Here is a 22,134-nt window from a genome sequence, read left to right as displayed (position 1 = left end):
CGTATCCTATGCCGCTATCAATGTTGCCGTCACTCGAACTTCCCGAAGACCTGCGGGAAACACTCGAACAATTTTTAACACAGCTTCAGAAGGATTGGGGTGCTGATTTAGAAGGGCTGCTTCTGTATGGCAGCGCGGCCCGGGGGGATTTTATTGCCGGCCGATCCAATTTCAATTTTCTAGTGCTGGTCAGGGCATTATCGGTGAGCGGGCTCCAGCGTGCAGGACAATTACATCGCAAATGGGGCAAGCACCAAATCGTCGCGCCGCTGATGATGACTCAGGAGGACTTGTCCCAATCACGTGATCTGTTCCCGTTGGAATATTTTCAAATGCAAGAGCATCATGTGCGCCTGGCAGGCAAAGACCCGTTCGGCGCGGTGCACGTTGATCGTCAGCAGTTGGGATGGCAATGTGAGCATGAACTTCTGGCGAATGTGTTTCGGATGCGGCAACGGTTTGTCGAAGGAGAAGGACGAGCCGAGGCGATCCGGGCTTTGCTCATGCTTTCCATTACCTCCGTTCTCCCTTGTGTGCGAGGTATTCTGTGGATTATCGGCCAACCCTCAAAGGGAAAAGACGTCCAGATTCTTGAATCCCTTCCCCGTGCCTTGCAGTTTGAATCGACGGTCCTCCTCGAAATACTGCAGATGAAGCGAGGGATGAATAGTCCGGGTTCGCTTGAATGGTCCAAGGTATATGAGCGGTATCTTCAGGCTGTGGAAGGTTTGTGTAAACGGGTTCAGGCCGTTCGTCAGGAAATCCGGGTATGACGAGGTCTACCGGATGGTTTGTCGGTCCGTTGATTCTGGTGTTTGTGCTGGCTTTCTCTGCACTCTCGATGGGGATGACTCCACAGGAACAAAACCTTCCAACCCCGCTGGGGTATGTGAGTGATTATGCCCACCTGCTCGATGAGGAATGGCACAAACAAATTCGATCCGTGTGCAAAGATCTTGAATCCTCGTCCGGTGTTGAAATGCTGGTGGTGACTCTTCCGAGTATCAGCCCCCTTTCCCATGCCCAGGAGTATGCCTCCCGCCTCTATGAATCCTGGCGGATCGGGACGGCGCAACAGGAGCGTGGCATCCTGTTACTGGTGGCTGTCAAAGAACGGCAAGCGGTGGTGGTCGTCGGGAAGAACCTGTTGTCGGTCGTGACTCCCCAACAGTTGGATGAGATTTCTCTCAAGCATTTGCGTCCGATGTTCCGGTCTGGAGAGTATGGGATCAATATCTACCGGTCTGCCGTATCACTTTCCACACTGGCTGCCAGGGCTACGATTCAGAAGGAGAAACCCAAGCCTCAGCGATCGGCCGCTTTTTGGATGAATATCGCGGTGGTGGTGCTGATGTTTTACGCGCTATGGCGGTTCACCCGCCCAGAACGGCGTCATCCGTTTCCCCGCTGGAAAAATGGAGAATATTGGGGAACGGGGCAGGGGGGATTTGGAGGAAACTTTGGCGGATTTGGCGGAGGAACGGGAGGCCAGGGCTTACGGTGAAGGAGCTGGACTGAATTTAGCGATTTCTGCAGTTTCACACGTTCTTTAGAAATTTTTTTTCTTTGAGCGTAGGGGTGGGGAAGGTCCATCGTCAAAAGAAACAGGAACTCCACCAACCCCAGGCCAACTGTATGTTGGCCTGGGGTTGTGCGTTATGACAGCATTTTGTGATTTTCAAACGTGAGGGATCGCACGACGATTTCCCCGTTTTCATAAGAAATAATCCTTCGGGTCGCCGGAAGATCTGAGTTGCCTATCCTGATATGTGTATCTGAAAAACTGTCGACATTCTTCAGTGACCGGTCTTTTGGAGAAAAATAATAGACCGTATATCGAGTGGTGAGATAATGTTGGTCTTGGGTGACTGCACTATCTTCCACGTTGATGGTAAAAGCCGCCTGTGGCATGTTTCGATTGATTTGGGTAATGCGGTTGTCTTTCACCCGGTACCAGGAACCCATTCCATCTCCATGAATGGTAATCCGTTGACCTAAAGGATGCTGTTCTTCTCCCCCTAAAGTCAGGGTGTGTTTCCCGTCTGATTCCTCAAACGTTCTGGGCCCTCGATGCACGGCAATCATTCCAATCTGGTTTTGGGCCCACGTTTGTAATTCCGTATCATCGATGACCACCGTCACATCCCGCGGCCCTTTTACGGTCACGGTCCCTTTTGTTTCTTTTCCGTTCACATTAATGCGGAGGTCGGCCTGAAAGCCTTTGAAGTCTGGTTGCCACCGGGCGGTTTTGGCAAAGGCGGCTTGTAATAGCTCGCGGGCTTTTGGATCATCCTGGACCTCGGTGGTGGGTTTTGCTTCTGTATTCTTTTCCATGTCGAAGACTCCTTTTTCTGTGATGTCGGGTATGTGATCAGGCTGATTGGGCGAACACTGATGGTCATTATAAGGATCTCAGGAGAGGTGGACAACCGTGCAGTTGGAGCGAGGTCCAGAGGACTCTTGAAATTTTCAGTCTCGTTGGTCCTATCGAAAATTTGGCCGGGGGGCCAATTAAATTTTTCAAACCCTCCTCTGTCAGAATCTAATGCTTGCCAAAGGTTTTACTCTTTCCCCAGATGCATATAAAAGCACCAAAATGGGGAGATAAAGGTACATTGAAAAGAGGGGGGTGTTTGGCTAGGCTTCATCCATAATTTTTCACCTGAGGGGAGAATTCCGGGCATAGGTGTCCGTGGTTTTCATCCCTTTGACAAAGATGTTTCGCTTGCTTCCACCCCCAGAGGCATTGCGCATGAACGCCGCAGAGCAACAGCTTAAAGAAGTCCGGAAACGCAAAAGAAGTGAAAGCCATGGTTGGCTGATACATCTTTTTCAGGTCGTGGTTGTGGTGGGAATGTTGATACCCACCTTCGCCTTGCCAACAGTATGGGCCGAAGATGTCCCCGATGTGGTTGGGTTGAGTCAGGGGGCGGCGGAGTCGGCCATTACGGGGGCAGGGTTGACGGTGGGGTCTATCACGACGGCCAACGATGGGTCGGTGCCTTCGGGTAGTGTCATCAGTCAAACGCCGGAGGCTGGAGCGAGTGTGGCGGCGGGCAGTGCGGTAAACCTGGTGGTGTCGACGGGCCCGGCGCCGGTGACGGTGCCGAATGTGGTGGGGAACACGCAGGCGTCTGCTGAGGGGGCCATTATTGGGGCGGGCCTGAAGGTGGGCACGATCACGAACAGCAGTCATGCCACGGTGCCGGCGGGGAGTGTCATCAGCCAAGCGCCGGAAGCCGGGACGAGTGTGGCGGCGGGCAGTGCGGTAAACCTGGTGGTGTCGACGGGCCCGGCGCCGGTGACGGTGCCGAATGTGGTGGGGAGTACGCAAGGCGGGGAGTGTCATCAGCCAAGCGCCGGAAGCCGGGACGAGTGTGGCGGCGGGCAGTGCGGTAAACCTGGTGGTGTCGACGGGCCCGGCGCCGGTGACGGTGCCGAATGTGGTGGGGAGTACGCAAGGGGCGGCGGAGTCGGCCATTACGGGGGCGGGCTTGACGGTGGGGTCCATCACGACCGCCAACCATGCCTCGGTGCCGTCGGGGCGGGTCATCAGCCAAGCGCCGGAAGCCGGGACAAGTGTGGCGGCGGGCAGTGCGGTGAACCTGGTGGTGTCGACGGGGCCGGCGCCGGTGACGGTGCCGAATGTGGTGGGGAGTACGCAAGGGGCGGCGGAATCGGCCATTACGGGGGCGGGCTTGACGGTGGGGTCCATCACGACCGCTAACGATGGGTCGGTGCCGTCGGGGCGGGTCATCAGTCAAGCGCCGGGGGCGGGAGCGCGTGTGGCGGCGGGCAGTGCGGTGGACCTGGTGGTGTCGACAGGCCCGGCGCCGGTCACAGTGCCGAATGTGGTGGGGAGCCCGCAGGCGGCGGCGCAGACCGCGGTCACCAAGGCGGGGTTAAAGGTCGGGACCATCACGGAGAGCAGCCATGCGTCGGTGGCCTCGGGGCGGGTCATCAGCCAAACGCCGGGGGCCGGGACGCGTGTGGCGGCGGGCAGTGCGGTGAACCTGGTGGTGTCGACGGGCCCGGCGCCGGTCACAGTGCCGAATGTGGTGGGGAGCCCGCAGGCGGCGGCGCAGACCGCGGTCACCAAGGCGGGGTTAAAGGTCGGGACCATCACGGAGAGCAGCCATGCGTCGGTGGCCTCGGGGCGGGTCATCAGCCAAACGCCGGGGGCCGGGACGCGTGTGGCGGCAGGCAGTGCGGTGAACCTGGTGGTGTCGACGGGCCCGGCGCCGGTCACAGTGCCGAATGTGGTGGGGAGCCCGCAGGCGGCGGCGCAGACGGCGGTCACCAAGGCGGGGTTAAAGGTCGGGACCATCACGGAGAGCAGCCATGCGTCGGTGGCCTCGGGGCGGGTCATCAGCCAAACGCCGGGGGCGGGAGCGCGTGTGGCGGCGGGCAGTGCCGTGAACCTGGTGGTGTCGACAGGCCCGGCGCCGGTCACAGTGCCGAATGTGGTGGGGAGCCCGCAGGCGGCGGCGCAGACCGCGGTCACCAAGGCGGGGTTAAAGGTCGGGACCATCACGGAGAGCAGCCATGCGTCGGTGGCCTCGGGGCGGGTCATCAGCCAAACGCCGGGGGCCGGGACGCGTGTGGCGGCGGGCAGTGCGGTGAACCTGGTGGTGTCGACGGGCCCGGCGCCGGTCACAGTGCCGAATGTGGTGGGGAGCCCGCAGGCGGCGGCGCAGACCGCGGTCACCAAGGCGGGGTTAAAGGTCGGGACCATCACGGAGAGCAGCCATGCGTCGGTGGCCTCGGGGCGGGTCATCAGCCAAACGCCGGGGGCCGGGACGCGTGTGGCGGCGGGCAGTGCGGTGAACCTGGTGGTGTCGACGGGCCCGGCGCCGGTCACAGTGCCGAATGTGGTGGGGAGCCCGCAGGCGGCGGCGCAGACCGCGGTCACCAAGGCGGGGTTGAAGGTCGGGACCATCACGGAGAGCAGCCATGCGTCGGTGGCCTCGGGGCGGGTCATCAGTCAAACGCCGGGGGCCGGGACGCGTGTGGCGGCGGGCAGTGCGGTGAACCTGGTGGTGTCGACGGGCCCGGCGGTGCCGAATGTCGTAGGCCTAACCCAGGCCGCGGCACAAACTGCGATTACCAGGGCAGGCTTGAAGTTGGGCACGGTGACCTCAACCAACAGTCAGACAGTCTCCATTGGCAGAGTTATCAGTCAAACTCCCCAGCCAGGAAGCAAGGTGGCGGCAGGCAGTGCGGTGAACCTTGTCGTATCCCTCGGAACCGCCGTCCCGAATGTGGAGGGCTTGACGCAGGCCGCGGCGCAAACTGCAATTACCAGGGCAGGCTTGAAGTTGGGTACGGTGGCCTCAACCAACAGTCAGACAGTCTCCATTGGCAGAGTTATCAGTCAAGCCCCGTCAGCCGGAGAAAATGTGGCCGCGGGCAGTGCAGTGGACCTGGTCGTATCCCTTGGAGCCGCAGTGCCGAATGTGGTGGGCTTGTCGCAGATCAATGCTCAAAAGGCCTTGGCCGCGGCCGGCCTGACAGGGGGGATGGTGACGTCGACCATTAGTGCCACGGTGCCGGTTGGCGACGTCATTAGTCAAAAGCCTGGCGCAGGAACCAATGTGGATCCGGGCAGTTCGGTAGCCCTAGTTATTTCGTCAGGACCACCGGTTTTTTTAATGGGGGTGCAAAATGATCCCAGGACCGGTCCCCTGGTGAATAGTCTCTATCGCCTTCGCACCGATGGGGTCGTAAGCAAAATTGGGGATCTGACGCATCGCACGCATGGCCTGGCCTATGTCGGAACCACGTTGTATTCCCTCGAGGAGCTGTCTCTTTCTCCGCAACCTGGTGCTTCCCCGAATTTGCATCGACTGAATCCGGAAAGCGGGGCCTCGCTGGCCAGGATTCCCTTGTCGTTATCGACGGGCGAATCGTTAGAAGGCGGGCGAGGGTTGGCCACGGAACCCGGGACAAATCTGCTCTGGGGGTTGCTTGTGGTGACGTCCGAAGTCAACAGTGCCCGGCGGTTAGTCACGATTAATCCGACGACGGGATTGGCGACCCAAAAGACCAAACTGTTTGGAAACTTTATGGACCTGGCCTTTGATGCATCCGGGACGCTGTATGCGATCACGGACAACCGATCGGCACCTGGGGGGGCGAAGGTGTTTCCGGCCAGGATTTATACGGTGAACAAGTCGACAGGAGCTACGACGGAATTTCTGGATGTCTCGGCGGGTGCCGTGGCGGGGCAACCGAATTTTCGAGAAAGTGAAACGATTGGGATGGGGTCTTCTTCTGACCTATTGTATCACCTCTCCGGTCAGCATAAGGTAACCCCAGGGTTTACCAAGAATATCCTGTTTGAAACGATTCATCGGACGACAAAAGCCAGAACGGCGATGGCCCTCACAGGCCCGGATTTTTTTGTGACGACGGCCTTGACCATGGTACCACCTACGAGTCCTCCGGCATTGGGAGATCTGGATGCGTCGGGCACGGCTGATCTCATCTGGCGCAACCAGAGTGATGGTAGTACTGCGATCTGGTTGATGAACGGAACGACAATCGCCGCCTCCGGTTTTCCGGGCGGGGTGCCGAGGGATTGGCAGATCGCGGGCGTAGGCGATGTGGACGGCGATGGCAAGGCGGATGTCATCTGGCGCAATTCCACCGGCACGGTGGCCGTATGGCTAATGAACGGGGTGGCGGTGACGGCCGTAGGCTTTCCGGGAAGCACGTCGGCGGCGTTTGAAATTGCAGGCGTGGGCGATGTGAACGGTGATGGCAAAGCCGACCTGGTCTGGCGTAACATCACTGATGGCAGCACCGCAATTTGGTTGATGAACGGGGCCACCATTGTCGCCTCCGGCTTTCCGGGCGGAGTGCCTCTTGCCTGGCACATCGAGGGCGTGGGCGATGTCAATGGGGATGGTAGAGCAGATGTCATTTGGCGCAATGGCACTACTGGGGGAGTGGCCGTATGGCTGATGAACGGATTATCGGTGACCGACGTCGGTTTTGTCGGCGTGGCACCAATCGCTTTTGATATGGCGGGTGCTGGCGATGTGAACGGCGATGGCAAGGCGGACTTGATCTGGCGCAATCAAAATAATGGCAGTACCGCAATTTGGTTAATGAATGGGACGGCCATTACTACGGCCGGCTTTCCAGGGGGCGTGCCCGTCGCGTGGAAAATTTCTCAAGTCGGCGACGTGAACGGAGATGGTAATGCCGATGTCATCTGGCGCAATGAAAAAAGTGCCATAGTGGCGGTTTGGTTGATGAACGGGTTATCAATCTCGACCGTAGGTTTCCCTGGTTCCGCTCCCTCCGATTGGGAAATTCAGTAGGAGGGATATTTCGAACTGATTGGCTTATAGTCATAGTTTCTCATCCTTTGACAGTTTAGCTTACATTTTATTTCTCTTATGCTCATAATCAGGTATCTTTCGCCCACGTAGTTTATTCCACGACCGAGTCCGCCGGGGGGGTGATGAAGGTTCAGCACCTGAACGGGTTGAATCTAACCCACCAGAAGTTGCCAAAAGGTCACAAGGTGATCTTTCTTTGGCTGCTGGTTCCCGTAAGCCTCGTTTTCCTCAACTTTATCTTTCCAGCAACAGCAAGAGCCGTGGAAGTCCCTGATTTTATCGGGAGCCCACAGACCACAGCAGAATCAGAGATTATAAACATCGGTCTCACTGTGGGAGTTGTGACGGCAGTCATTGATGGTGGTGTGCCCATTGGCAACGTCATCAACCAAGATCCGGCAGCTGGGATCAATGTGGTGCCGGGCAGTCCGGTGGACCTTGTGATTTCTGGTGTGGCGGTGCCGAATGTGGTTGGGGTCACAGAGGGCAATGCCCAAACTGCTATCACGAATGCCGGTCTCACAGTGGGGGCGGTGACGTCCGCGAATAGTGCGACCGTGCCTATTGGAAACGTCATCAGTCAGAATCCGGCGGCGGGGACCCCTGTATTTCAGGGTAATGCGGTGGCCTTTGTGGTGTCTTTGGGTATCGCGGTGCCAAATGTCGTGGGATTGCCCCAAGGCACGGCGCAATCGGCGATTACCAGTGCCAACCTTGCGGTGGGCACGGTGACGATGGCGAATAGTACGACTGTGGCAATTGGAAATGTCATCAGTCAGAATCCGGCGGCCGGAACCAATGTGGCGGCGGGCAGTGCCGTAGCCTTGGTGGTGTCCCTGGGCGCGTCGGTGCCGGATGTCGTGGGGATCACACAAAGCAATGCTCAAACCGCCATTACCAATGCGGGTCTCACGGTGGGGACGGTGACCTCCGCGAATAGTGCGACCGTGCCTATTGGAATCGTCATTAGTCAGAACCCCGTAGCGGGAGGCAATGTGGAGCCAGGGAGTGCTGTTGCCTTTGTGGTGTCCCTGGGAACCGCGGTGCCGAATGTGGTGGGTTTGACCCAGTCGGCCGCGCAAACGGCCATTACCAATGCCGGTTTGACGGTAGGGGCCATTACGACAGCCAGTCATCCATCGGTGCCGAGCGGGAATGTCATCAGTCAGAATCCAGGGGCCGGGAACAACGTAGCGCCAGGCAGTGCAGTGAATCTGGTGGTGTCGACTGGGCCGGCAGTGCCGAATGTGGTGGGCTTAACCCAGTCGGCTGCCCAAACGGCGATTACCAATGCCGGCCTGACAGTGGGCACGGTGACCTCGGCCAATAGTCAGTCGGTGCCCATTGGGAGGGTCATTAGTCAAACTCCTGCACCGGGAACGAGTGTGACAGCGGGCAGTGGGGTGAACATTGTCGTTTCCCTGGGCACTGCGGTACCGAATGTCGTGGGCTTGGCGCAAGCTGCCGCTCAAACGGCAATTACGAATGTCGGGTTAACAGTGGGGGCTGTGACGACTGAGGCTAGTGCGACAGTCTCCGAAGGAAAGGTCATCAGTCAGAATCCAGGGGCCGGAAACAATGTGGCGCCTGGGAGTGCGGTGGCGTTGGTGGTGTCGCTGGGGCCGGTGGTGCCGAATGTGGTCGGTTTAACGCAGGGTGCCGCCCAATCCGCGATTACCACGGCCGGTTTGACAGTGGGGACGGTGACGACTGCCACGAGTGCGTCGGTGCCCATTGGGAGAGTTATCAGTCAAACTCCCGCGTCAGGCACGAGCGTCACGGCGGGCAGTGCAGTGAATATTGTCGTCTCCCTGGGCGCCGCAGTTCCGAATGTCGTGGGCTTGACGCAGGCGGCCGCGCAATCCGCGATTACCACGGCGGGCTTGACGGTGGGGACGGTGACGACCGCCACGAGTCCAACCGTGGCGATTGGTAGGGTCATTAGTCAAAATCCGACAGCGGGAAACAATGTAGCGCCTGGGAGTGCGGTGGCCCTGGTGGTATCGCTAGGGGCTCAGGTACCCGATGTCGTGGGCTTGACGCAGAGTGTTGCTCAAACGGCTTTGATCACGGCGGGCCTTACTGTCGGGACGGTAACGGCGGTTTTTAGCGACACTGTTCCCCTCGGAACCGTGATTAGTCAAAATCCGACGGCGGGGACGAATGTGGAACCGGGCAGTGGGGTGGCTCTGGAGATTTCATCCGGACCGCCGGCTTTTCTGATGGGAGTGCAAAATGATCCCAAGACCGGGCCCCTGGTAAATAGCCTCTACCGACTTCGCACCGACGGGGTGGTGACCAAAGTCGCAGATCTGACGCATCGTACGCATGGCTTGGCCTTTGTTGGGTCTAATCTATATTCCGTGGAAGAGCTGACGCTTTCGCAACAGGCCGGGACCCCGCCGAAGATGTATCGGCTCAATCCCGATACCGGGGCCACGCTGGAAACAATCTCCCTCTCATTATCCACGAGTGAATCGTTAGAGGGCGCTCGAGGGCTGGCCACGGAGCCTGGGACCAATCAGTTGTGGGGGTTGCTCGTCGTGACGTCCGAAGTGAACAATGCCCGCCGGTTAGTGACAATTAATCCGACCTCGGGCCTGGCCACCCAAAAGGCCAAACTGTTTGGAAACTTTATGGATCTGGCCTTTGATGCGGCCGGGACACTGTATGCGATCACGGATAACCGATCGGTTTCCGGCGGGGGAGTGGCTCCGGCTCGAATTTATACGGTGAATAAGACGACGGGGGCCACGACGGAATTTCTGAATGTCTCGGCCGGGGCTGTGGCGGGGCAACCGAATTTTCGAGAAAGTGAGACGATTGGGATGGGGACTTCATCTGATCTGCTGTATCATCTTTCCGGGCAGCATAAGGTGACGTCAGGATTTACTAAAAATATTCTGTTTGAAACGATCAATCTGAACAATAAAGCCAGAACCGCAATTTCGATCACGGGCCCGGACTTTTTTGTGACGACGGCCTTGACGTTGGTGCCACCCATGAGTCCAAATCTTCCGGCCTTGGCGGATCTGGATGCATCCGGTACGACCGACCTGGTTTGGCGGAATACGACTGATGGTAGCACCGCGATCTGGTTGATGAACGGATCGAGCATCGCGGCCTCAGGTTTTCCAGGCGGGGTGCCGCTGGCTTGGCAGATCGCAGGCGTTGGCGATCTGAACGGCGATGGCAAGGCGGATGTCATTTGGCGGAATGCCACTGGCACGTTGGCCGTGTGGTTAATGAACGGGGTGTCGGTGACATCCGTGGGCTTTCCCGGAAGTACCTCAACGGCGTTTGAGATTGCTGGGGTGGGCGATGTGAATGGGGACGGCAAAGCCGACCTGGTCTGGCGCAACCAGACTGATGGCAGCACCGCGATCTGGCTGATGAATGGGATCACCATTGCTTCTTCCGGTTTTCCTGGCGGATTGTCTTTGGCCTGGCAAATTGCGGGCGTGGGCGATGTCAATGGGGATGGCAAAGCCGATATCATCTGGCGCAATACCACCGGTACCGCAGCCGTGTGGCTGATGAACGGGTTAACTATCACGGGAGTCGGCTTCCCCGGTAGTGCATCGACAGCATTTGAGATTGCGGGCGTGGGCGATGTGAACGCGGATGGCAAAGCCGACCTGGTCTGGCGCAACCAGACTGATGGCAGCACCGCGATCTGGCTGATGAATGGGACCACGATTGCTTCCCCCGGTTTTCCTGGCGGGGTACCCTTAGCGTGGAAAATTTCTCAAGTCGGTGATGTGAATGGGGATGGTAAGGCGGATGTCATTTGGCGCAATAGCCCGAGTGGTACGGTGGCCGTCTGGCTGATGAACGGGTTGTCAATTTCGGCTGTGGGTTTCCCCGGTTCCGCTTCCTCAGTCTGGGAGATTCAGTAGATAATAATTCCGGTCGGATGGGGACCAGCAGGCCAACCTGTTAAGGATGGAACGCGTCTACCCTCTCATGTTATAGTAAGTTTTATTTTTTCCGTGTTTCTGATCAGAAATCTTTCATCCATCTGGTTGACAACACGACCAACCCTCCCCCATTGCAGAGACAACGAAGCCCTTTTTTTTCATTTCACCGAAAAAAGCAACGGCAATCCATGGGTCAGGCGCGTAGGTAGCTGGTGTAGCCAGGCGGGCCTGGGGCGCCGTGGACTGGGCAGCTGATTCTTGCTGAATGGAGTCTAACGATATGAACCTTATGAAAGTTCTGCATCAGAACGAAACGATGTTGAATTTCACCTGTCAGAAATTGCCAAAAGATCCTGCCTCGATCATTTTGCAGTTCGGTTTTCTTGTGTGCCTGGTATTTCTCATCTGTGGCGTACCTGCCACGGCAGGTGCCGTAGAGGTCCCCGATGTGGTCGGAATCCCACAATCAAATGCAGAGGCGGCAATTATTAGCTCGGAATTGTCTGTGGGGGTCGTAACGTCCGCCAATAGTGCCACGGTGCCCATCGGCGAAGTGATTAGTCAGGATCCGGCGGCCGGGATCAATGTGGTATCGGGGAGTCGAGTGGACCTCGTGGTATCCGGAGTGACGGTGCCAAATGTGGTGGGGTTGGCGCAGGCGGCTGCGGAAACCGCCATTACGGCAGCAAATCTCACGGTGGGGACAGGGACGACAGCCAATAGTGCCACGGTGCCCATCGGCAATGTTATCAGTCAAACCCCCGCAGCGGGAACCAATGTATTGCCCGGTAATGCCGTAACTCTCGTGATTTCGCTGGGGACCGCGGTGCCGGACCTGATAGGGTTGACCAAAGCCGCAGCGGAAACCGCCATTACGGCAGCAGGTCTCACGGTGGGGACAGGGACGACAACCAATAGTGCCACGGTGCCGGCCGGACGGGTCATCAGTCAAACGCCGGCTGCGGGGAGTAATGTGCCTCCGGGCAGTGCGGTGGCTCTTGTGGTGTCCCTGGGAGCGAAGGTGCCCAATGTGGTCGGATTGACGCAGGCCGCGGCGGAAGCCGCCATTAAAAGTTCCGGTTTGACCGTGGGGACAGTGACCACGGAGACCAGTACGACGGTGCCAGCGGGCACGGTCATCAGTCAATCTCCGGGGGCCGGGACCAATGTGGCTCCAGCTAGTGCTGTGACGTTGGTGGTGTCCTCGGGGGTGGTGGTGCCGAATGTCGTGGGCTTGACGCAAACGGCGGCGCAAACGGAAATTACCTCAGCCAACCTGACTGTGGGCAGGGTGACCAAGGCCAATAGTTCTAGTGTGGCCTCGGGCAAGGTCATCAGTCAGAATCCGGCTGCAGGGGCAAAGGTGGAGGCAGGTAGTGCAGTGGCTCTGGTTGTGTCCCTTGGGGCAAAGGTGCCCGATGTCGTCGGGAGTACGAAAGGTAGTGCTCAAACAGCTCTGAGCACGGCAGGTCTGAAAGTTGGGACGGTGACATCGGCCAACAGTCAGACGGTGGCCATCGGAAACGTCATCAGTCAAAATCCGACAGCTGGGTCTAATGTGGCCCCAGGCAGTGCGGTCGCTCTCGTCGTATCTGTGGGAACGGCCGTGCCCAATGTGGTCAACAAATCGCAAGCTGCGGCGCAAGCTGCCATTGCTGGTGTAGGCTTGACGGTGGGGAACGTGACGTCAGTTTTCAGCGACACGGTGGCTTCGGGAAATGTGATCAGTCAAAACCCCACAGCGGGGACGAATGTTTCACCAGGTAGTGGCGTCGGTTTGGTCATCTCCTCCGGTCCACCGGTTCTTCTCATGGGAGTGCAAAATGATCCCAAGACCGGGCCCCTGGTGAATAGCCTCTATCGACTTCGTACCGATGGGGTGGTGTCCAAAATTGGAAATCTCACGCACCGCACACATGGCTTAGCTTATGTCGGATCCAACTTGTATTCCGTAGAAGAGCTGACACTTGCCAAACAAGCAGGGACTCCGCCGAATTTGTATCGGCTCAATCCCAGCACCGGGGCCACGCTGGCCACGATCCGCCTGTCCTTATCGACAGGGGAATCATTGGAAGGAGGGCGGGGTCTGGCCACGGAGCCCGGAACCAACCAACTGTGGGGGTTACTCGTGGTGACCTCCGAGGTGAATACTCTCCGCCGGTTAGTCACGATCAATCCGACGACCGGCGTCGCCACGCAAAAGGCGAAACTGTTTGGAAACTTCATGGACCTGGCGTTTGATGCGGCCGGGACGCTGTATGCCATCACGGATAACCGACCCGTATCCGGTGGGGCTGTGGCTCCGGCCCGGATTTATACGGTGAATAAGACGACGGGGGCCACGACGGAATTTCTGAATGTCTCGGCCGGCGCCGTAGCGGGGCAACCGAATTTCCGCGAGAGTGAAACCATAGGGGTCGGATCGTCGCCGGATCTACTGTATCATCTCTCCGGTCAACATAAGGTGACCTCTGGATTTACCAAGAATATTTTGTTTGAGCAGATCCATCGAACCACGAAGGCCAGAAAAGCCATTGCGCTCTCGGGCCCGGACTTTTTTGTGACGACGGCCTTGACGTTGGTGCCACCCACGAAAACGAATACGGGTACAGGTACTCCGGCGTTGGCCGATCTGGATGCGTCCGGCACGACCGATTTGATCTGGCAAAACACCCAAGATGGCAGCACGGCCATTTGGTTGATGAATGGAACGACCATCGCAGCTACAGGATTCCCGGGCGGGGTGCCCGCGGCCTGGCGGATTGCGGGTGTGGGCGATGTGAATGGAGACGGTAAGGGGGATGTCATTTGGCGCAATAGTACAAGTGGCACCGTAGCCGTGTGGCTGATGAATGGCGTGTCGGTGACGTCCGTGGGTTTTCCCGGAAGCGCATCGCTGGCGTTTGAGATTTCCGGCGTGGGCGATGTGAACGGCGATGAGAAGGCCGACCTGGTCTGGCGCAACAGGACTGATGGCAGTACCGCCATCTGGCTGATGAACGGAACGACAATCGCTGCTCCTGGTTTTCCGGGGGGGGTGCCGATGGGCTGGCAAATCGCGGGTGTGGGCGATGTGAATGGGGATAGTAAGGCGGATGTCATCTGGCGCAATGGTGCGAGCGGCACCGTAGCCGTGTGGTTGATGAACGGATTAGGTATCACGGGAGTCGGCTTTCCCGGCAGTGCGTCGACGGCATTTGAGATTGCAGGCGTCGGCGATGTAAATGGGGATGGCAAGGCCGATCTGGTCTGGCGCAATGCGACGGACGGCAGTACCGCCATCTGGCTGATGAATGGGACCACCATTGCTGCCCCCGGTTTTCCTGGGGGGGTTCCCTTAGCATGGCAGATTTCTCAAGTCGGGGATATCAATGGCGATGGGAAATCGGATGTTATCTGGCGTAATGGACGGAGCGGGACCGTGGCCGTCTGGTTGATGAATGGGGCATCGATTTCAAGCGTGGGTTTCCCTGGCTCTGCTCCCTCAGACTGGGAGATTCAGTAGGCATTGGTTAAGGCATATCCAGGCATATCCACTCCTGCCATAATAAAAAGCAGGAGAGCCATTCGAAAGAGGGATCGCTGGGGCCAGAGTATGAATTCGAAACCGTGTTTTGTTATATGGTTCCTCGATTGTTGCTGAATGGAGCATACACGACATGGACGCAATGAAAGTTCAGCATCAGCAGATCTTGAACCGCACGCACAAGGGAACCCGTCAGGCCCTCAAGTTTCTGGTTTTACAGCTAATGGTCCTAGGCAGTTTACTCTTCCTGACCTGTGCCTTACCTGAGACGGCAAGAGCCGTTGAAGTCCCCAATGTCGTGGGCAGCTCACAGGCTAAGGCGGAGGCGGATATTATCAAGGCCAATTTGAGGGTGGGAAAAGTAACCTCGGCTAATAATGCCACCGTCCCGCCCGGTACTGTCATCATTCAAGACCCGGCAGCAGGAATTAATGTCGTCCGAGGGACGAAGGTTGATCTGGTGGTGTCTGGAGTGGCAGTCCCCGACGTCGTCGGTCGAAAGCAAGCTGACGCCCAAAAGGATCTGACCAAAGCAGGGCTGAAAGTTGGGACGGTGACATCGGCCAATAGTGCGACGGTGGCGGCAGGCAAGGTTATCAGTCAAAACCCCACGGCGGGAACCAAGGTGGCATTTGGGAGTCCGGTCGACCTGGTGGTATCACTAGGTAGCACAGTCCCGAATGTGGTGGGCATGACGCAGGCGGCCGCTCAATCGGCGATTACCACGGCTGGTTTGACCGTCGGTGCAGTGACGACAGCCATTAGTGGCACCGTGGCCACAGGAAAGGTTATTAGTCAAAATCCGGTAGCCGGAAAAAAGGTAGCGGCGGGAAGTGCTGTGGCCCTGGTCGTGTCCCAAGGGACACAAGTCCCGAATGTGGTTGGTCGCACGCAAGCCGACGCCCAAAAAGCCCTGATCTCTGCTGGCTTAACCCTGGGATCCGTGACCATGGCCAATAGCGCCACCGTAGCGGCTGGTAGAGTGATGAGTCAAAACCCGGGGGCCGGCACAACTGTGAACCCTGGAAGTGCGGTTGCTTTGGTGGTGTCGCTGGGAACGACCGTGCCCAATGTCGTGGGGTTGACACAGAGCAGCGCCCAATCGACTCTGATCGCGGCGGGCTTAACGGTGGGGACCGTGACGACCGCCAATAGTGAAACGGTGCCCAGCGGGACCGTCATTAATCAAACACCAGTGCCAGGAATAAAGGTGACTCCGGGAAGTTCGGTGGCCCTGGTCATTTCCTCCGGACCGCCGGTTTTTCTGATGGGTGTACAAAATGATCCCAGAATCGGACCGCTCGTGAATAGCCTCTACCGTCTTCGCACTGATGGAGTCGTCACCAAAATTGCGGATCTGAACCACCGCACCCATGGTTTGGCGTTTGTCGGGTCCACGCTGTATTCCGTGGAAGAGCTGACGCTTGCGCAACAGTCCGGGGCCCGGCCAAATCTGTATCGGCTCAATCCCGAGACTGGGGCCACCCTGGCCACGATCCCTCTGTCCTTATCGACGGGCGAATCAATAGAGGGAGGACGGGGGTTGGCCACCGAGCCTGGGACCGGTCTGCTATGGGGCTTGCTTGTCGTGACGTCAGAAGTGAACAGTGCCCGCCGGTTAGTGACCATTAATCCCAGGACGGGCGTGGCTACCCAAAAGGCCAAACTTCTGGGAAACTTCATGGATCTGGCGTTTGATGCAGCCGGGATCCTCTATGCGATTACCGACAATCGACCGGTGCCTGGAGGGGCGACCGTGTTTCCGGCACGGATTTATACGGTCAATACAACGACGGGAGCTACGACGGAATTCCTGGATGTCTCGGCCGGCGCCGTGGCCGGACAACCGAATTTTCGGGAGAGTGAGACGATTGGGGTAGGATCGTCGCCTGACCTCCTGTATCATTTTTCAGGTCAGCATAAGGTGACCTCAGGATTTTCCAAGAATATTCTGTTTGAAACAATCCATGTGAACAATAAAACCAGAACTGCGGTTGCGCTCTCGGGCCCTGACTTTTTTGTGACGACAGCCTTGACCTTGGTCCCGCTCAGGACCGCACCGGCCTTGGGAGATCTCGATGCCAATGGCAAAGCTGATCTGGTTTGGCGGAACAATTCTAATGGCAACACCGCAATTTGGTTGATGGATGGGACGACGATTGCGGCCTCAGGGTTTCCCGGTGGAGTGACCATGGCCTGGCACATCGCCGGGGTGGGCGATGTGAATGGAGATAATAAGGCCGATGTTATTTGGCGCAACGGCACCAATGGGGCAGTGGCCGTGTGGTTGATGGACGGGTTAACGATTGTTTCAACAGGCTTTCCGGGTAGCGCCTCGCTCGCCTTTGAGATCATGGGCGTGGGCGATGTGAACGGGGATGGGAAGGCGGATCTGATTTGGCGCAATACCACTGATGGTAGTACCGCGATCTGGTTGATGAACGGCACCACCATTGCCGCCTCAGGGTTTCCGGGAGGAGTGCCGGAGGCCTGGCACATCACGGGTGTGGGCGATGTGAATGGGGATAACAAGGCGGATGTCATCTGGCGCAACGGCAACAGTGGGGCAGTGGCTGTATGGCTGATGAACGGGTTGTCGGTGACGGCCGTAGGTTTTCCTGGAAGCGCTTCCACGGCCTTTAAGGTCACGGGTGTGGGCGATGTGAACGGGGATGGGAAGGCGGACCTGATTTGGCGCAATACGACTGACAGCAGTACCGCAATCTGGTTAATGAACGGCACCACCATTGCCGCTTCAGGATTTCCGGGTGGCGTCCCGGCCGTCTGGCAGATGTCAGAGGCGCGGGATGTGAATGGCGATGGCAGAGCGGATGTCATTTGGCGTAATAGCCGGAATGGGACGGTAGCGGTGTGGCTGATGAATGGATTAACGATTTCCGCCGTGGGGTTCCCAGGCTCAACCTCCACAGATTGGGAGATTCAGTAGTTCCTGTTTGCCCAGGGGGAGCGCTGTAAGGGGACAACAGTCCAAGAGGCCATTCGGCTAGGACCTGTTAAGTGAGAACAGGGAATGCATTGAAAAAATTATTGAGAAGATTTGGCGCATCGCATTCCAATGTAGGGACTTCTCTTTTCAGGATTTTCTCGAGCCCGATAGGTTGAACGGGCAAAAATCGAACTCACACTCCAGGATCCTCCACGATGCACTTTCATGGTCCCGGAGTCCGCCCCGTCGGGATTATGGATGAGGGTCGGTTGGTTCTCGTACGGTGTATACCAATCAAAGACCCACTCGGATATATTTCCAGCCATGTCATGAATACCAAATGGACTCACTCCATTCGAGAAGGTGCCAACTTCTAACGGGCCGGCTTTTCCGCGATCCAACGCGGTTTGCATCCACTCACCCCATTTCGCCATTGATGAAAAATTTTTGCCTGCCCAATAACTTGCCGTATTGGTCCGTTGAGGATCCCATGAGTTTCCCCAAGGATAGGCATAACCTTGTGGTCCTCTGGCGGCGTATTCCCATTCCGCTTCGGTAGGAAGGCGTTTGCCAGCCCAGGTGCAATAGGCCGTTGCGTCATACCAGGTCACTCCGAGGACCGGATGATCCGGTTTGTGGAATCGTTCATTTTCCCAGAACGCAGGGGCTGCCCGACCTGTCGATTCAAGAAATGCACGATAGCGGCGATAGCTGACCTCATATTGATCAATATAATAGGCTTTAAGGCTAACCTGGCGTTGAGGAATCTCTGCTTGAAAGGCATTGAACTGGATTCCTTCAAAGTCTTTCAGGAGACTGGAAATTTGATTCTCAGTGCTTCCCATTCTAAATTCTCCGGCGGGAATCAAGATCATGGGGACGTCATCATTTCCTGAGAGGGCGGACTCCACGGCGCCAGGTAAATCTTGTTGATGTAGCCGTGCCTCAAGAATGGGTTCTGGTTGGGATACCTTCGGTTGATCACTGGCCGCTGGGGGTGAGCTAGAGTCATTTTCAAACATATTCTTAAAAAATCCGAAAAACCCTGAATTCTCGTTCGAGGATGGTTCAATCGCCGAGGGGGATGGGGGAGAAGGGGTGGATGCGGAAAGGGTCCCAGGCGTTAGCGAACTTCCAGAAGAAGGCCCTGCCGGCTCATTTCCACCATTCGGGACAATAATTGGTGGTTGCGTAACTTTCGCCTCTAGTTCCTTACGCTCACGTTCTGCGGCGACTCGTCGACGCTCTTCTTCCAAATCGGCCAGGCGACGCGCTTCCTCCGCCTGCTGGCGTTGTTGCTCTTCTGCGGCAAGTCGGGCCTTTTCGGCTTTCATGGCGGCTTCTTGCTTCAGGCGGGCAACTTGTTCCCGCTCTTCTTCCAGGGCTGCCAGTCGGGCCTTTTCGGCTTTCATGGCGGCCTCTTGCTTAATGCGAGCCTGTTCCTCGGCCACTCGTCGGGCTTCGGCCAGTTGGGTTTGACGGGTGAGTTCCTCTTTGGCTAAGGCTTCCTTGCGGCGCTGTTCCTCGGCTTCAATTCTGGCCTGTTCCTCGGCCACCCGTCGGGCTTCAGCCAATTGGGCTTGGCGGGTGAGTTCCTGTCTGGCTAAGGCTTCCTTGCGGCGCTGTTCCTCGGCTTCAATTCTGGCCTGTTCCTCGGCCACCCGTCGGGCTTCAGCGAGTTGGGCTTGGCGGGTGAGTTCCTGTTTAGCCAAGGCTTCCTTGCGGCGCTGTTCCTCGGCTTCAATTCTGGCCTGTTCCTCGGCCATTCGGCGAGCTTCAGCGAGTTGAGTTTGTCGCGTAAGTTCCCGTTCCGCCAAGAGTTGTTTTCGTTTTTGCTCCTCTGCCGCAAGTCTGGCCTTTTCGGCTTCCACACGTCGACGTTCTTCTTCGGCTACCATTCGCTGGGCTATGGCCAGTTGCGTTTGAAATTCCCGTTCTCGTTGTGCCAAGAGTTGTTTTCGTCGCTCTTCCTCGGCGGCGAGCTTGGCTTGTTGGGCTTTTAAAGCGGCTTGTTGTTGCACCAAGAGCGCTTCCTGTTCACGGCGGGCCTGTTCCGCGGCGACCCGCCGGCGTTCCTCCTCCGCAGCCAGGCGTTGAGCTTCGGCTAGTTGCGCTAAGGCCAGCTGGCGTTGTTTTTCTTCGGCGGCCACACGGGCTTGTTCGGCTTTTAACGCGGCCTGTTGTTCGGCCAAGAGCGCTTCTTGTTCCCGACGGGCCTGTTCCGCGGCGACCCGCCGGCGTTCCTCCTCCGCAGCCAGGCGCTGGGCTTCGGCCAGTTGCGCTAAGGCCAGCTGGCGTTGTTGTTTTTCTTCGGCGGCCACACGGGCTTGTTCGGCTTTTAACGCGGCTAGTTGTTGCGCTAAGAGGGCTTCTTGTTCCTGGCGGGCCTGTTCCGCGGCAACCCGCCGGCGTTCCTCCTCCGCAGCCAGGCGTTGAGCTTCGGCCAGTTGCGCCAGACGAGTTTGTTCTTGTTCCGCCAAGACTTGTTTGCGGTGCTCTTCTTCGGCGGCCACGCGGGCTTGTTCGGCTTTTAACGCGGCTTGTTGTTCCGCTAAGAGCGCTTCTTGTTCCTGACGGGCCTGTTCCGCGGCGACCCGCCGACGTTCCTCCTCCTCGGCCAGACGTTGGGCTTCGGCCAGTTGCGCTTGAAGATCCTTCTCCCGCTGCCGTTGCTCCTTTAAAGATTGGAGAGCTTGCAATTCAAATTTTTCCCGCTCTGCCTCTAGCGCGGCAGCTTCTTCTTCTACCGTTTTTTGTTTATCAGCCTGCTCGCTCTTTCCAGATGGACCGTTGTTGAAGACATCCAGGGGATTTCCAAAACTCTTTAAGAGTCCGACAATGGTCTCGACCGTTCCAGCTGCAGGATTGCTCGTCTTTCCTTGGGTGTTGGCGACTTGAGGGTTGGAGGAAAATTTTTCGGGAATAAAGACAAATTCTCCCTTATCTCCACTCAACCCCCACATCTCCGGTCGTTGCACATGTTTATGCGTGAGAGCAGCCGATTGCACGTGCTCATCGAGATAGGTGAAGAGTTCGGATGTGGGAATGATCCCATCGCCGTTCAGGTCACCCTTTCCCTTTCCAATGCCTTCCAGAAGATAATACGTAAACACGCTATGTTTCCACTTCGGTCCGGCTAAGGCTTGCTGCCCCGTTCCTCCTGCGGTGATCAATTGGCGCGCAGATTCACTGGCAATCATCTTGAGATAATTACTGGTCATGGGGGGGAATGAACGCTGACTGCGACCGGCAATGCCTCCATAACAAATGTCTATGAGAATTAAGACCTGTTTTGCCGGAAGTGATTCGGAAAGTTCGCGAAGAAGATCCACACTGATTGCGGTGTCCGCAAGTAGGCCCGGCTCGGTATCGACGGGCATCATGTAGCCTGCGGGTTGCTGTTTTCCCTTGCCGGGGGTCTCTCCGATGTGCCCCGCAAAAAAGATGAGCACTCGATCATTTTTTTGTACTTGTGTCACAAGGTTGTGGCGCAACTCCTGAAGGATCGCTTTTTTGGTGGCTTGAGTGTTGTAGAGGGATGAAACCGTAAATCCTTGACGTCCCAGCATGCGTGCCATCGATTTCGCATCATCGACCGCATAGGCCAGGCCGGCGAGATTCAGATATTTATCAATGCCTATGATGACGGCCCAGGATTTTCCCTGGGTCTCGGCGATATATTGGGCAGGAACTTTTCCGTTCACGGTACTACTGGAGGTATCTGCGTGGGCCTGGATTGGAAGGAGCAATGCGGTCAAACTGCATAACAGGAAAGAGAGCAGCAAGATGCTGGGAGAGTGGAAAGATCCTCTTTTCTGGATGGGGTGATGTAGAATGCGATCGGACACCGTTCACGTGCTCCTGTGGCCTATGTCAATTTTACTCATGAAAATTCTCGCAAGAAAATAAGCCAGGGCCATTTTCTGGATGCATCAGAATTTCGTCTTTGGCCTTTTTCTTTCGTTTCGTGAGAGCCTATATGTCCAGCAACGATGAACAGAACGCGTCATAAGCATGGTGCTGATCCCGGACGACGTGGGTTTTTGAGACCAGTTTACTGGGTCTTGCCTCGGAGATGCCATTGTTGGCCTGGTCCACGACTTGAAAACTAAGAGACCTTCCTTCTTGAAGCCTGTCGGTCATTATCCCAAATTTGGGGGGTATGCCTGAGTGGGGGGGCGGTGCAAGCGAAACCTCTGGGAAATATGGATTGACTTCATGAGAAAGAGTTTATAGGATCGCCTGGTTTTCTACGTCATCAGCATCGCGTTTTTAGATATGATTCCATCTGATAGCCACTAAAGCTGAAGAAGGGCGTGATTAACACCATTCTTTTGGACCTGTGGTGTTGAGCGTACCATCCCCCAAACCCATAGTTAAAGTCGATAATTG

General features: G+C 57.1%; 8 protein-coding genes and 2 pseudogenes. 8 read left to right on the top strand and 2 right to left on the bottom strand.

Features of this window, described 5'->3' with window-relative positions:
* Nucleotides 1-8 precede the first annotated feature (8 nt).
* Both PQG83_RS06160 and PQG83_RS06155 read left to right on the top strand, forming a co-directional pair.
* A complete protein-coding gene (locus PQG83_RS06160; RefSeq protein WP_312747854.1) occupies nucleotides 9-773 on the top strand; it encodes a hypothetical protein in 765 nt (254 codons plus the stop codon).
* On the top strand, nucleotides 770-1,504 hold the full coding sequence (locus PQG83_RS06155) for a TPM domain-containing protein (RefSeq protein ID WP_312747852.1): 735 nt from the start codon (nucleotides 770-772) through the stop codon (nucleotides 1,502-1,504). Before PQG83_RS06160 ends, PQG83_RS06155 begins: the two co-directional genes overlap by 4 nt.
* 152 nt (nucleotides 1,505-1,656) lie before the next feature.
* Here PQG83_RS06155 and PQG83_RS06150 read toward each other — a convergent pair whose 3' ends face one another.
* A complete protein-coding gene (locus tag PQG83_RS06150) occupies nucleotides 1,657-2,334 on the bottom strand; it encodes a DUF3386 family protein (protein WP_312747851.1) in 678 nt (225 codons plus the stop codon).
* Nucleotides 2,335-2,716: 382 nt separating this feature from the next.
* Here PQG83_RS06150 and PQG83_RS06145 point away from each other — a divergent pair.
* The 6 genes and pseudogenes from PQG83_RS06145 to PQG83_RS06125 all read left to right on the top strand — a co-directional run.
* Nucleotides 2,717-3,277, top strand: a pseudogene (locus PQG83_RS06145) (PASTA domain-containing protein); the annotation flags it as partial.
* A gap of 37 nt (nucleotides 3,278-3,314) precedes the next feature.
* Nucleotides 3,315-3,380 (top strand): annotated as a pseudogene (locus tag PQG83_RS20885) (hypothetical protein); the annotation flags it as partial.
* A gap of 66 nt (nucleotides 3,381-3,446) precedes the next feature.
* A complete protein-coding gene (locus tag PQG83_RS06140; protein WP_312747849.1) occupies nucleotides 3,447-7,328 on the top strand; it encodes a PASTA domain-containing protein in 3,882 nt (1,293 codons plus the stop codon).
* 143 nt (nucleotides 7,329-7,471) lie between these two features.
* Nucleotides 7,472-11,248 carry a PASTA domain-containing protein gene (locus tag PQG83_RS06135; protein WP_312747847.1) on the top strand — a complete coding sequence of 1,259 codons (3,777 nt, stop codon included), beginning with the start codon at nucleotides 7,472-7,474 and terminating at the stop codon, nucleotides 11,246-11,248.
* A 301-nt stretch (nucleotides 11,249-11,549) separates the two neighbouring features.
* The gene (locus tag PQG83_RS06130; RefSeq protein ID WP_312747846.1) at nucleotides 11,550-14,774 is read left to right on the top strand and encodes a PASTA domain-containing protein; all 3,225 of its coding nucleotides are present in this window, start codon (nucleotides 11,550-11,552) and stop codon (nucleotides 14,772-14,774) included.
* Nucleotides 14,775-14,928: 154 nt separating this feature from the next.
* Nucleotides 14,929-17,742 carry a PASTA domain-containing protein gene (locus tag PQG83_RS06125; protein ID WP_312747844.1) on the top strand — a complete coding sequence of 938 codons (2,814 nt, stop codon included), beginning with the start codon at nucleotides 14,929-14,931 and terminating at the stop codon, nucleotides 17,740-17,742.
* Nucleotides 17,743-17,840: 98 nt separating this feature from the next.
* Here the strand turns inward: PQG83_RS06125 and PQG83_RS06120 are convergent, their stop codons facing one another.
* Nucleotides 17,841-21,590 (bottom strand): SUMF1/EgtB/PvdO family nonheme iron enzyme, encoded by a 3,750-nt coding sequence (locus tag PQG83_RS06120; RefSeq protein WP_312747843.1) that lies wholly within the window; start codon nucleotides 21,588-21,590, stop codon nucleotides 17,841-17,843.
* Nucleotides 21,591-22,134: the final 544 nt, after the last annotated feature.

Origin of the sequence: Candidatus Nitrospira neomarina (genome assembly GCF_032051675.1) — a bacterium.
GTDB classification, from domain to species: domain Bacteria; phylum Nitrospirota; class Nitrospiria; order Nitrospirales; family UBA8639; genus Nitrospira_E; species Nitrospira_E neomarina.
The sequence above is the reverse complement of the archived record's forward strand: the minus strand, read 5'-3'. Positions and strand labels throughout refer to the sequence as shown.

Excerpts from the sequence above, each read along its gene's own strand:
- PQG83_RS06160 (WP_312747854.1), top strand. The coding sequence starts at position 9 with ATGCCGCTATCAATGTTGCCGTCACTCGAACTTCCCGAAGACCTGCGG.
- PQG83_RS06155 (WP_312747852.1), top strand. The coding sequence starts at position 770 with ATGACGAGGTCTACCGGATGGTTTGTCGGTCCGTTGATTCTGGTGTTT.
- PQG83_RS06150 (WP_312747851.1), bottom strand. The coding sequence starts at position 2,334 with ATGGAAAAGAATACAGAAGCAAAACCCACCACCGAGGTCCAGGATGAT.
- PQG83_RS06135 (WP_312747847.1), top strand. The coding sequence starts at position 7,472 with ATGAAGGTTCAGCACCTGAACGGGTTGAATCTAACCCACCAGAAGTTG.
- PQG83_RS06130 (WP_312747846.1), top strand. The coding sequence starts at position 11,550 with ATGAACCTTATGAAAGTTCTGCATCAGAACGAAACGATGTTGAATTTC.
- PQG83_RS06125 (WP_312747844.1), top strand. The coding sequence starts at position 14,929 with ATGGACGCAATGAAAGTTCAGCATCAGCAGATCTTGAACCGCACGCAC.